Origin of the sequence: Paenibacillus xylanexedens (assembly GCF_001908275.1) — a bacterium.
Lineage (GTDB): Bacteria > Bacillota > Bacilli > Paenibacillales > Paenibacillaceae > Paenibacillus > Paenibacillus xylanexedens_A.
The window spans coordinates 4980649-4993591 of record NZ_CP018620.1; the positions used below are offsets into that span (position 1 = coordinate 4980649).

Sequence of the window (12943 nt, forward strand, 5' to 3'; positions counted from 1 at the left end):
TGGGTTATTGACATATTTATTACCAAATATCTGAAGCTTCAACAAGTTCAAATGCATTAAAGGACAAAAAGACTACCTTATAAAAAGGCAGTCTGTTGCTGTAATATAGTCTTGCAAAAAGAACAGATCGGGTACTAGATTGCATCAATCAATGCGGTTCCATCCAATGGAATATTTTTTGCTATAATAATGGAATGACATACCTGTAGAGCATCATTTATCTCTTCTTCACTAAGTTCATATTCATTGTTGTTTACTTGTTCCTTTGCCCGTTGTAATTGGTTAAATAATGGCTCAACCGTTTGGGTGTATGATATCGAATTAGGGTTATAATTCCGTGAAATGAGTGCGGTTACTATAAGTTCTGATAACAACTTTTTACGAATTGTTAACCGTTTATTTTTCCTTTCTTGTGTATTTGTAAGCATTAGTAAATCAGAAGGCTGACTTAGCGAGTAAGGTACAATACGCTTCGTTATTTTACTCATAAGACTAACTAACACATGTTTAGAACCCAACTCTATAACTTCAGTGACTCCCTGTTTAATTAAATAGTTCATCGACTCTAACCATCTTACAGGCATCGTCATCTGCATGGTTAAATAATCCGTGACAGATCGATCAGCCTCATAGGGTGCTGCTGTAACGTTGGAAATAACCGGGTATTTTGCATGGGCATATTGATATTGATCCAATTCAACTTTGAATTGTTCTGCTGCGGTTTGCATCATGGGAGAATGATAGGGACCACTTACATTGATATAAGAATGTTTCGTTCCCAGGGTTTCTGTCCTTTTAATAATTTCTTGTATAGAGTACCGATGTCCCGAAATGACAAACTGCTGGTCAGCGTTCATACAAGCCACACAAGCAGGACGCTCGATCGTGGAAACTTGTTCGCATATGTTTTGAAGTGTATCTAAATGAATACCTGAAATGGCGGCCATGGTACCTTTCTGATCCGGGTCTGCAGTGTGCATAATGATACCTCGTTGTCTTACCAGTTTAATGGCGTCATGAAATGAGAGAACACCTGCGCATACCAGAGCCGAATATTCTCCCAAACTATGCCCAGCCAAATAAGTGGGTTCCATCCCTATTTCTTGCATATACACCTGATATGCTATGACACTAACAGTCAAAAGTGCAGGCTGAGCGTTCATCGTCATTGTCAAATCAGCCATGCTACCTTCAAAACATAACTTTCTCAAATCGAAAGAAATGGCATCACTGGCTTCTTCAAATAACTTCTTAGCCACATCGAATTTATTCCAAAAGTCTCTACCCATCCCAACCATCTGAGAACCTTGTCCAGGAAACAACAGAGCTACATTACTCATCCATCATCCTCCATGTATCAACTTTATACTTCATGCACTTCGACAAACCAAAACCAATAAATTCCTTGTTTGCAAAATTTATATTAAACTTTCATTAGGAGTTATGCAATAATAAAGTCAAAACGAGGGTCATCTATTTCTATGAACGGAAAAAAATTCGTGGTTCTTTTTGGGCTCCTTGTTGGCCTCTGTATTGGAACATTTAGTGCTGTTCTTTACTGGATCTTGTCTGTAGTCTGAGTACTATGCAAATAGACACCTCCATTAAGGAGATGCCTGTTCCTTTCTGATCTGATCATTCAAGACTCACGATTCTCCTTATCCTCAGAGAAACGGATTCCTCTTTATTTCAGATCCGATTTTTTCGCTTACTTCTTTCTCTGTATCACTCAATATCTGATCTGAAGATGGCACAGTTGAATAATCGTCCTGTAATACAATTACATACATCCCCTTACCTGAAATCCTAACTTGGCATACAGAATTTTCTTTGTTCATGGTGATCAGCTGCTCCATTAAGTCTGATGCCGTTATAACTTCTTTCATCCGAATCCCCTCACCTTTCTACGGATTTACACCTACTGCGAACGGACGTGCCCCCACCGGAATAGTAGCAATCACCGTATTTGTTTCGCCATCGATCACAGAAATGGTATTGTCATCTTGATTGCTTATATAAACTCGATTGGTTAACGGATTTGCCCCCGCTCCGTTTGGATTAACCCCGACTGGCACAGTTGCAATCACCGTATTGGTTAGTCCACTAATTACTGAAACATTATCCGTGTCTCGATTGGGTACGTAAATGGCGTTTGTGGAGGTATCAACCGCTACTGCAGCTGGCGTAACGCCGACTGGAATGGTATCAATTACGGTATTCGTCAATCCATCAATAACGGAAACCGTATTACTGGTAAAATTCGATACATAAATACGGTTGGTGGCTGGATTGACACCTACACGGAATGGATTGACCTGAACGGGGATCGTAGCAATCACTGTATTGGTTACTCCATCGATCACAGACACAGCATCAGAATTAAAATTTACTGCATAGATCCGATTCGTTAAGGAATTGACGCCTATACCCGTTAGAAAATTGAGTCCGGGAATAGTGATAGTATCAATCACCGTGTTGGTCAATCCATCAATAACGGTTACATCTTCAGTTGTATCCAATGAATTAAAATTTGCCGTATAAATAGCATTGGTCGCTATATCGACCCCTACGTCACTTGGCTCACTCCCAACCGGAACAGAAGCAATCACTGCGTTGGATAAACTATTAATGACGGACATGGTATTGCTGCCTCTGTTTGCGACATAAATACGACTCGTTAATGGATTGACATCAATCCCTGCAGGATTCGTCCCCACAGGAATGGTAGCAATCACCATATTCGTTTCGCCATTAATGACGGAAACATCGTTACTATTAAAATTGGCTACATATATGCGGTTGACTGACGTATTATCCCCCTCTATTTCAAGTTCGGAAGAAACTAATCGATGTGCGGCAACAAGCTGGCCGGTTTCATTTTTGCCCCACACGGAAATCTCCGTCTGCTCTATAGCTACACCTTCAACTGTAAAGACAAATTCAAACGCATCCAGATTGGCAAAATAAGTTCTTGTCACTACCTGATCCGGAGCAATTGAAATCTGCTCGCTGACATATAAAGTCCTCGTAGAGGTCAAATTATACCCTTGTATCAAAACAACGGATTCATCCAGAGAATTCCTGTTATCAATTTTAACGGTAACTTGTTGTGTTGGCCGTACATCACTTACGGCATTATTCTCGATAGGTCCGGTTGATAGAATGGCCATTTCGATTCTCTCCTTCACTTAGATGTTATGGTTTGATTAGAACCCTTTTGTGAAAATATAAATTGATCTGTTTAAACCAAAAAAAGACCCTGCAATAATATATGCAGGGTCTAAAATAAGGTTTGGGACAAAGGGTGTACGTATTACCCGTTTTTATCTCTCACCTTGTCTTCTTTATCAAGTGATCAATCCATACTTCACAAAACTATGATACAATCCATCTTCCTCGACTGTTCCAGTAATATCATCTGCAATGGCTTTCAGACCTGGCTTTGCATTACCCATGGCAATTCCGATGTTACAAAATTCCAACATCTCGGCATCATTCATGCCATCACCGATGGCAAATGTATCTTCTTGGGACATGCCCAGATGCTTCAGCAGATCAGCGATCGCAATGGCTTTGTGAATGCCAGGGATCATCAGTTCACCACTTCCTTCACCAAAGATCGGCACAGTGCACTGAATGACTTCGAATTTCCCTTCAAACTCTTGCTTGATCCGCTCAAACGGGATGGCTGAGCTCTCCAAGAAACATACTTTGTTCACATCATCCTTGTACAGGTCGGCCTCTCCATACGTTAATCCGGCAATAAACGGGTGCGGTTTCAGCTCCTTCTTCTCTCTGGCTACAGGGTCATTCTCCACATCGCCATAGATACGGCGTTCCAGGTGAGGTTGAAGATTGCTACTCGCATACAATGCCGAATTGGATTCAAGGTAGAAGTCAATACCGTTTTCATTAAAGAAATCGACCATATGTCGAACATCTTCCGCTGTTACCCTTTTGTGATATAACACGTCCTTGCCAAACTCCACATAACCCCCACCTGCACCAATCAGACCATCGAATCCGACATCCCAGATGGAATCATAAATTTCCGCTTTGGATCGGCCTGTACATAAATAGAGCAGATGTCCGTTCTCTCTGGCCTGTTTACAAGCCTTTTGTGCTGACAACGGAATACTTCCGTCATCATCTACCAGTGTCCCATCAATATCAATAAAAACAATTTTTCGCTTCGTTTCGTTCATCTGCCTAGCCCCCATCATGTATGTTGTTTCCTATACCATCCATCGCAATGCAAATTTCGCTATTTGTTGGAACTTGTTATAGCACAATGTTTTAGGTTTGTCCGTTTCCAATGGTCACTCACATGCCAACTTGTCCATATGTACGGTTTGCCAGTCATCATCCTGCTCAGCAATAACCGTAAACCCTTGGCGTTTCCAGAAATCTACGGCTCCTGGCAAGAAGCGATGTGTATGCAAATACAGCGTCGTATAGTGCATATCCTTTACCACGCTCTCCAGTTCGTTCATCAACATCGAACCAATGCCAAACCTACGATACGCGGGATCCACATAACATTTTACTATTTCGGCAGCCGATCGAGCTGCATATCGACCTTCCACAGCTTCGATACGTCCATCATATGGTAATATCCCAATAGAACCGACGATACCCCCACCCTCCATCATTGCAACAAGAAAGATCGAACCATCGGAGTCCAGATAATGTTCTCTGAACTGCTCGAAGTCCACAGGCAATTTCGTATGATCCATCATCGGAAACACTTCTCTACGTACACGCATGGCAAAATCAATGGCATCATGAATCTGGTGTGCCTGAACTGGTGTGACTGTCGGTATACTCTGAAGTTGTGTCAATAAATCCACATTCCTTATCCTCTGTATTAGGAGCTAACTCTCGGCCCTGCCTTAAATCTTGTTCATGCCAAAGCGGCTCTCTTCATATCATCTTACCGAATTTATCCCTTCCTATCAATCTATCTACACTACTATCCAAATTGCAAGAGTGCCCGCGCAGTCTAATAGAGTTCGCATACGATAAGGCGTGTCACAATTCATATTGGAGGGATAAACGCTCATGTGGTTATGGTTAGGTGTTTTTGCTTTCATTTTGCTAGTAATCGGGTTCGTGTATCGTTATCTGGACCAACTTGCCGAGAGCAAGTTTCATCCTCACGCTCCCAAGCAACTCTTAGTCAAATTCAAGGAAGGTACAACCGAAGATGAGATGCACACCCTTCACAAAAAAGGGAGATGTAAGGTCGCTGAGACCTATGAAGATTTAGGCTGGTACCGTGTGGAATCCCGCAAAAAAATGCACAGAATGCTGAAACATTACAAAGATCATGAGCTTATTGAACATGCAGAGCCGAATTACCTCGTTGAGGCTTCTTTCACTCCTAATGACCCTTTCTTTCCTTATCAGTATAACCTGTCCAAAATCAATGCACCCGCTGCATGGGATATTACTCAGAGTAACAGCTCTGTCAAAATCGCCATTATCGATACCGGTGTACAGCTAAACCATCCAGAATTGGCCTCCAAGCTCCTCCCCGGTTATGATTATGTTGATTATGATAACATCCCTGAGGACGGGAACGGCCACGGCACCCATGTAGCTGGGATCGCTGCCTCCGTTACCAACAATGGAGTGGGCATCGCAGGCGCTGCACCGCTCGCATCCATCGTTCCTCTCCGGGTACTGGATAACAACGGGCAAGGAACGATAGGTAATGTCGGTAACGGGCTTGTCTTTGCTGCCAATAACGGTGTACAGGTTGTTAACCTGAGCCTTGGTGGGCCGATGGGAAATGCTTTCCTTCAAGCTGCCGTACAGTATGCTTGGGATCGTGGAGCTGTGATTATTGCCGCAGCTGGTAACGACAACACTTCATTCCCAATCGTACCCGCATCATATCCCAACGTGATTGCTGTCGCTTCGACCAATCCCTCCGATCTCAAATCCAATTTCTCCAACTATGGCTCTTGGGTGGATATGGCTGCACCGGGTGATACCATTCTATCCACATACCTGGGTGGTTCCTATGCCTACCTTAGCGGGACATCCATGGCTGCCCCTCATGTGGCTGGAGCGGCTGCACTTCTCGCTGCGCAAGGGAAAACAAATGCTCAAATTCGGGATGCGCTGTGTTTCGCTTCTGATCCGGTATCAGGCTCCGGGATCTACTGGACATATGGTCGACTGAATGCCTATCAGAGCTTGCAGGTGCCATAATACACCTACTATCGCTCATGATTGCACACATGGCATATCCTTTCCATTTTTACACAAATAAAAAAACGAAGGGGCATCTGTAAGTGAGATGCTCCTTCGTTTGGTTAGAAAGTATTCGATGTTACACTTTTGCTGCCCAAAGCTCAATTTCAATTTTAATCTCTGGTAGACCTAACGCCGTAATATATCCAATCGTCATTGCAGGATAATCCGTACTAAATAATTGTCCCCACTCGGCATATAAGAAATCCCAATCGATTTCCTCGGTTGCCCATACGTTCACTTTGATAATATGTTCAGCATCTAAGCGCTCAGATTTGAGCACTGTTTTAATATTATTAAATGTATTAGTGACTTGCTCATTCAGACTCTCTGGAAAGAGTCCATTCTGATCTGCTCCAATTTGACCCGAAGTCACAAATAACTCTGCATTCCTCGGAATTCTTGTAATATGCGTGTACTGACCTACAGGAGCTGGCATATTTTCTGGATTTTTTCTAGTAATTTTGTCCATATTCATTTGGATTACCTCATCATTCTTAAGATTTTTCTGCGTTATTTCCTAGTTTTCTTCCGATTTTGGGCAGACTTCACCCTTGGAATAGATTCTAGAAAAAGACAGCAGTGGAGTATCCATATCCCGAAGATATAAACGCAAGTGATTTTTTCTTCATGAGTGGATGCTCCTCCCTTCTTAAGTGACAAGATTCTCTTCATTTCTTTATTATATCTGAAAGCCACATCAAGGGTCAAATTCATCCCCTTATAAACAAAGAGCAATCCCGTAGTAACGAGACTGCTCTTTGTTTATTTTATAGCGTCGGACACCTTGTATCAGAAATATTGTGCGCCATTACTTGCAATGACATCTTTGTACCAGTGAAAACTCTTCTTTTTCACTCTGCGAAGTGTGCCCGTACCATCATTATTTCGGTCTACATAGATATAGCCATAACGTTTCTTCATCTCTCCGGTACCCGCACTGACCAGGTCAATCGGTCCCCAGCTTGTGTAACCTATGAGCTCTACACCGTCTTGAATCGCTTCAGCCATTTCGGCAAAATGACTATTCAAATATTCGATGCGATAGTCATCCTCAACGGAGTCATTGTCTAACAACACATCGGTTGCGCCAAGTCCATTTTCTACGATAAACAACGGTTTGCCATAGCGGTCATGAAGCTGATTACATGTAATACGGAGTCCTTTGGGATCAATGGTCCATCCCCACTCGGAAGCTTGCAGATAAGGGTTCTTCACCGAACCAAATACATTACCTTCTGTCGAATCTTTCAAAATCTCAGGGTCCGTACTGGTGCACCGGCTTGCGTAATAGCTAAAACCGATATAGTCGACTGTGTTCTGCATCAAGATCTCTGCATCTTCTGGTTGCATGTCAATCCAAATGTCATTTTCTCTGAAAAATCTTTTTGTATAACCCGGATATGCTCCCTTCGATTGTACGTCGATGAAGAAGAACGATTCACGATCTTTCTCCATAGCCTTCCACACGTCATCCGGGTTAGAGCTGTATGGATACACCATTCCAGCGGCTAACATACAACCAATCTGTGCACCCGGAATGATCTCATGACAAGCCTTAACAGCAAGTGCACTCGCTACCAATTCATGATGTGCTGCCTGATACAGAACCTGATCTTTGTTTTCACCATCCTGTAGAACAATACCCGCTCCAATGTACGGGAGATGCAGCAACATGTTGATCTCATTAAACGTCATCCAGTATTTCACTTTATTACTGTATCGATTGAATAGCGTCGCCGCATATTTCTCAAAGAAACCAATCATCTTACGGTTCTTCCACCCGCCGTAAGTCTCGACCAGATGTACAGGTACATCGAAATGGCAGATCGTCACGACAGGTTCTATGTTGTATTTTAATAACTCATCAAAGACATCATCATAAAATTGCAAGCCTGCTTCGTTTGGCTCCGCTTCATCACCATTAGGGAAAATCCGTGCCCAGGCTATGGAAAGCCTGAGGCACTTAAATCCCATTTCTGCAAATAACGCAATATCTTCCTTATATCGATGATAGAAGTCAATGGCTTCATGTGAAGGATAGAATTCCCCTGTTTTTGGTTCATACGAATCCAGGTTACCCAGAGCAATATTCCATCGATTGGCACCAATCGGAATCAGATCTACTGTCGTTAAACCTTTGCCACCTTCCAGATAAGCACCTTCCAATTGATTCGCTGCGGTTGCTCCTCCCCAGAGAAAATTCTCCGGGAAGGCTGTAAACTTTTCATTCATTGAGGAGTTCCTCCTTAACCATCCTTAGTTTCAATTAGCTTAATACCGTGATCAATTTATCTTTCTCATGAACGGATGCATCTTTTGTTCCTACAACGTCCAGATAATTTGAAGTATTAGTCACAATGATCGGTGTAACCGTCTCATACCCTGCATCCTTAATGGCTTGCAGATCAAACTCAACAATCAGGTCACCTGCGTTAACACGGTCTCCATCTTTCACATGGGTTGTAAAATGTTGACCTTTCAGCTTGACCGTATCCTGTCCAATATGGATCAGCATCTCTACACCATCATCGCTTACAAGACCAATGGCGTGTTTGGTACGATATACGGTTTGAACAACACCTGTGATTGGAGATACCACTCTACCACTGGTTGGACGAATTGCAATCCCTTTACCCATGTGCTCACCTGCAAACGTTACGTCATTAATTTCATTCAGTGCAACAACTTCACCAGCCATTGGGCTGACAATTTCGTATCTGCTGTTCGGATTTGGATCAAGTACTGGTGCTGGAGCTGGTGTAGCTTCCACTTTGTCTTTGAATCCAACCACGTATGTCAGAATAAAACCAAGGATGAACGCGATACCACATGCAACCAGAGCCATATAGAATCCGGAATCAACGCCTGTTGCCTTATTAATGAAGCTTGGGAAACCGAACACACCCAGTCCACCAAAGATGTATAATTTTGAACCGGCCAATCCCAAGATACCACCACCGATACCACCTGCAATACAGCTCATGATAAACGGTTTTTTCAGTGGAAGTGTCAGACCGTAAATTGCTGGCTCGGTTACACCGAAGATCCCAGAGATGAAGGCCGGAATACCTAAAGATTTCAATTTCGTATTTTTGGTTTTCAGTATAACCGCAAGTACAGCACCGATTTGGGCAAAGGAGGCAGCGAAAGACATGGCAATTACCGGATCAGCCCCAGAAGTACTCAAGTTAAGAAGCATGACTGGCACGAGTCCCCAGTGGAGCCCAAACAGTACAAACACTTGCCACAAACCACCGATAATCAAACCTGTAACAACTGGACTTAAATCGTAGATGCCTGTTGCTCCTGCACCAATCAACTGTCCTGCCCAAGTGGATACTGGACCAATCAGAATGAATGTTGCCGGAACGATAACGAGCAAAGTAAAGAATGGAACAAGGAACGTGCTAACGACTTTAGGAATAATATTTTTAAAGAATCTTTCAATTTTAACAGCGAAGAATGTAGCAATAATGATTGGAATAACTGATGTTGAATAACTCATCAGAATAACTGGAATACCAAGGAACGTAATGTGAATCGGTGATTCAATTAACGTACCCGCAAACAGGGTGTACAATGGATCTCCAGCAGTCAGGCCGGACAGCGTAGGATAAACCAATGAAGCACCTATCGCCATACCCAGGAACGGTGAACCGCCAAATTTCTTGATTGCCGTGTAACCAAGGAAGATCGGGAAGAAGTAGAACAGACAGTCACCCGTTGCATTCAACAGTTGGTACGTTCCAGAAGTGTCTGTAATCCATCCAAAGGATAAAAACATGGCCGTGAAACCTTTGATCATACCTGTGGCAGCCAGCAAACCGAGTAGTGGTGTGAACACACCGGAGATCATGTCGATAAATCGGCTGAACAACCCTACTTTTTTGCCTGAGTTGTCCGTTTCCTCTTCCACTTGTCCTTCACTTGGGAAATTCCCTACTTTAACGACTGCTTTATATACATCCGGCACTTCGTTGCCGATAACAACTTGATATTGTCCACCACTTTGCATGACGGTAATAACACCTGGCAGATTTTTAAGTTCTTCCGTTTTGGCTACGCTTTCATCTTTCAGTTTAAACCGCAGTCTTGTTACGCAATGGAATACACTATTTACGTTCTCGCGACCACCTACACGTGACAGAATGTCCTTAGCTAATTGATCGTAGTTGCTCATTGTAATTCTCCCTCTCTAAGTAGACTCCCCATGACTTTTGAAACAAATAAAACCTGAACCACTGAACATACACAACATACCGGATCGTCCGGAAATCAGTCGTGTTATTCAGCAATTCAGGTTTTGCCCTTAACGGTTGCAACCCTGTAAGGCTGTACACATTGGTATTTAATTATTTGGATAACGAAAGTAAGTTACATTCCATATCCTCTGAACTGAGGATGGCCGGCATTGCCTGATTGAACAGTTACAATCCGATTGATGAATGCGCTTACTTCTTGAACTCATCATAGTACATCTGAACTACGTTTGCAACACTTATTTTTATTAATTTCACAAATACATTTTAGTGGCTGAAAATGAAAAAAAGAGACCTCTTCGAAAACATCAAAGTGGTCTCTATAAGCTAATGTTCAGATTAATAGAATACGCATTATAGCAGAATTAACCAATAACCGTAACCAATTTATCCTTTTCTTGCACTTCACGACTTGTTGTAGCAACCACGTCCAAATAATCAGCCGTATTAGTTACAATAATCGGTGTTACGGTCTCATATCCCGCCTCAATAATGGCCTGCTGATCGAATTCAACGATCAGATCGCCAACACTCACACGATCTCCATCTTTCACATGTGCAGTGAAATGTTGACCTTTGAGCTGTACTGTATCCTGACCGATATGGATCAAAATCTCTACACCTTGATCATCTACAAGACCAATTGCATGTTTGGTACGATAAATCGTCTGTACTACACCATTAATCGGGGATACAACTCTCCCACTGGTTGGGCGAATAGCAATCCCTTTACCCATATGTTCACCAGCAAATGTAGCATCATTAATTTCTTGCAAAGGAACTACCTCACCCGTCATCGGGCTGGCAATTTCGTAGCGATTGTTTGGATTAGGCTCAAGTGCAGCCTTCTCTTCTTTTACTGGCTCTGGAGCCTGTTTGGCAGCCTCTGGATTAGCAGGATCTTTGAATCCTACAAAATAAACGAGAACAAAACCTAGTACAAAAGCAATGATAGTGGCAATCATGGCCATCCAGAATTCATAGTTGATCCCCTCTGTGGGACTAATCAGCGCTGGAACACCAAAGATGCCTGAAGCAAATACAAACATTTTGGAACCTGCAAATCCAATAATACCCCCAGCGGTTGCAGAAGCAATACAACTCATAATAAATGGTTTCTTCAATGGCAAAGTAAGACCATAAATAGCAGGCTCAGTTACACCAAAAATCCCTGACACAAAGGCAGGAACACCCAGTGATTTAAGTTTGGTATTTTTCGTTTTAAGCATAACGCCAAGAACAGCACCAATCTGAGCAAAAGAAGCAGCAAACATCATCGCCAGAATCGGATCTGCTTTCAGAGTTGACAGATTGAGCAACATGATTGGTACGATACCCCAGTGTAACCCGAAGATTACTAATACTTGCCACAATCCACCCACAACAATACCAGTTACCAACGGACTCAAGTCATAGATGCCCGATACCCCGGCACCAATCAGCTGACTTGCCCATGTCGCGATTGGACCAATCAAGAGGAATGTTACAGGTACAACAATCAGAATTGTGAAGAATGGCGTGAGGAACGTTCTCACAACAGAAGGAATGATTTTTTTGAAGAACGCTTCTACCTTTGCCCCAAAATAAGCAGCAATAATAATCGGAATGACGGATGAGGAATAACTCATCAAAATAACGGGAATACCCAGGAACGTGATATGAATCGGTGATTCAAACAATGTGCCTGCAAACAGCGTATAGAGCGGTTCCCCACCACTAAGACCGGATAAGGTCGGATATACAAGTGATGCTCCGATGGCCATCCCGAGGAATGGAGATCCACCGAATTTTTTCATAGCTGTGTAACCCAGGAAGATTGGGAAGAAGTAGAACAGACAGTCACCTGCAGCATTCAACAATTGATATGTTCCTGAAGCCGGGTCCAACCATTCGAGAGAAGTAAACATGGACAGGAAACCTTTGATCATCCCTGTTGCAGCTAGCAAGCCGAGAATTGGTGTAAATACACCCGAGATCAAGTCGATAAACTGACCCAGAAGACTCTCTTTTTTACCGGAAGATTCTGAATCATCACTTGAGACCGGTTCATCCGCATTCATATTACCCACCTGTAACAAGGCTTTATACACATCAGACACTTCGTTACCCACGACTACCTGGTATTGTCCCCCACTTTGCATTACCGTTATGACTCCAGGCAGATTTTTGAGTTCGTCTGTTTTGGCATTATTGTCATTTTTTAATTTGAAACGAAGTCTGGTCGCGCAGTGCACCACGCTGTTAATGTTCTGTTTTCCACCAACGCCAGACAGAATGTCTTTGGCTAATTGCTCGTGTTTCATGAAGTCTTTTCTTCCTTTCTGGCTAGACACGGATTCAAAGCATATTGGAGAGAATAAAAAAACCTGAACATCTGAATGTGTGGAACATCCCGTTAACGGTATGTTCTGTCATTCAAG

General features: G+C 42.8%; 10 protein-coding genes. 1 reads left to right on the top strand and 9 read right to left on the bottom strand.

Annotated elements, in window-relative coordinates; all coding sequences use genetic code 11:
- Window positions 1–134: 134 nt before the first annotated feature.
- The 5 genes from fabD to BS614_RS21695 form a co-directional block, all read right to left on the bottom strand.
- Window positions 135–1340, bottom strand: a complete 1206-nt coding sequence (gene fabD, locus BS614_RS21675; protein WP_074095529.1) for an ACP S-malonyltransferase — start codon at window positions 1338–1340, stop codon at window positions 135–137.
- A gap of 324 nt (window positions 1341–1664) precedes the next feature.
- Complete coding sequence (locus tag BS614_RS21680) at window positions 1665–1886, bottom strand: hypothetical protein (protein ID WP_074095530.1); 222 nt, start codon at window positions 1884–1886, stop codon at window positions 1665–1667.
- Between the two features lie 18 nt (window positions 1887–1904).
- Window positions 1905–3170 (bottom strand): YncE family protein, encoded by a 1266-nt coding sequence (locus tag BS614_RS21685; protein ID WP_074095531.1) that lies wholly within the window; start codon window positions 3168–3170, stop codon window positions 1905–1907.
- A 177-nt stretch (window positions 3171–3347) separates the two neighbouring features.
- Window positions 3348–4205 (bottom strand): Cof-type HAD-IIB family hydrolase, encoded by an 858-nt coding sequence (locus BS614_RS21690; protein ID WP_047843448.1) that lies wholly within the window; start codon window positions 4203–4205, stop codon window positions 3348–3350.
- A gap of 114 nt (window positions 4206–4319) precedes the next feature.
- On the bottom strand, window positions 4320–4850 hold the full coding sequence (locus BS614_RS21695; protein ID WP_244898177.1) for a GNAT family N-acetyltransferase: 531 nt from the start codon (window positions 4848–4850) through the stop codon (window positions 4320–4322).
- Window positions 4851–5061: 211 nt separating this feature from the next.
- Here BS614_RS21695 and BS614_RS21700 point away from each other — a divergent pair, with 211 nt between their 5' ends.
- Window positions 5062–6219, top strand: coding sequence for a S8 family peptidase (locus tag BS614_RS21700; protein WP_074095532.1), 1158 nt, complete (start codon window positions 5062–5064; stop codon window positions 6217–6219).
- Window positions 6220–6340: 121 nt separating this feature from the next.
- On the opposite strand, the gene BS614_RS21705 is transcribed toward BS614_RS21700, so the two are convergent.
- The 4 genes from BS614_RS21705 to BS614_RS21720 form a co-directional block, all read right to left on the bottom strand.
- Entirely contained in the window at window positions 6341–6739 is a 399-nt protein-coding gene (locus BS614_RS21705; protein WP_074095533.1) for a RidA family protein, read from the bottom strand.
- A gap of 314 nt (window positions 6740–7053) precedes the next feature.
- Window positions 7054–8496 carry a 6-phospho-beta-glucosidase gene (locus tag BS614_RS21710; RefSeq protein WP_074095534.1) on the bottom strand — a complete coding sequence of 481 codons (1443 nt, stop codon included), beginning with the start codon at window positions 8494–8496 and terminating at the stop codon, window positions 7054–7056.
- A gap of 34 nt (window positions 8497–8530) precedes the next feature.
- The gene (locus tag BS614_RS21715) at window positions 8531–10444 is read right to left on the bottom strand and encodes a beta-glucoside-specific PTS transporter subunit IIABC (RefSeq protein WP_074095535.1); all 1914 of its coding nucleotides are present in this window, start codon (window positions 10442–10444) and stop codon (window positions 8531–8533) included.
- A gap of 444 nt (window positions 10445–10888) precedes the next feature.
- The gene (locus BS614_RS21720; RefSeq protein WP_074095536.1) at window positions 10889–12826 is read right to left on the bottom strand and encodes a beta-glucoside-specific PTS transporter subunit IIABC; all 1938 of its coding nucleotides are present in this window, start codon (window positions 12824–12826) and stop codon (window positions 10889–10891) included.
- Window positions 12827–12943 lie beyond the last annotated feature (117 nt).

Excerpts from the sequence above, each read along its gene's own strand:
- BS614_RS21700 (WP_074095532.1), top strand. The coding sequence starts at position 5,062 with ATGTGGTTATGGTTAGGTGTTTTTGCTTTCATTTTGCTAGTAATCGGG.
- BS614_RS21685 (WP_074095531.1), bottom strand. The coding sequence starts at position 3,170 with ATGGCCATTCTATCAACCGGACCTATCGAGAATAATGCCGTAAGTGAT.
- BS614_RS21720 (WP_074095536.1), bottom strand. The coding sequence starts at position 12,826 with ATGAAACACGAGCAATTAGCCAAAGACATTCTGTCTGGCGTTGGTGGA.
- BS614_RS21690 (WP_047843448.1), bottom strand. The coding sequence starts at position 4,205 with ATGAACGAAACGAAGCGAAAAATTGTTTTTATTGATATTGATGGGACA.
- BS614_RS21705 (WP_074095533.1), bottom strand. The coding sequence starts at position 6,739 with ATGAATATGGACAAAATTACTAGAAAAAATCCAGAAAATATGCCAGCT.
- fabD (WP_074095529.1), bottom strand. The coding sequence starts at position 1,340 with ATGAGTAATGTAGCTCTGTTGTTTCCTGGACAAGGTTCTCAGATGGTT.
- BS614_RS21680 (WP_074095530.1), bottom strand. The coding sequence starts at position 1,886 with ATGAAAGAAGTTATAACGGCATCAGACTTAATGGAGCAGCTGATCACC.
- BS614_RS21715 (WP_074095535.1), bottom strand. The coding sequence starts at position 10,444 with ATGAGCAACTACGATCAATTAGCTAAGGACATTCTGTCACGTGTAGGT.
- BS614_RS21710 (WP_074095534.1), bottom strand. The coding sequence starts at position 8,496 with ATGAATGAAAAGTTTACAGCCTTCCCGGAGAATTTTCTCTGGGGAGGA.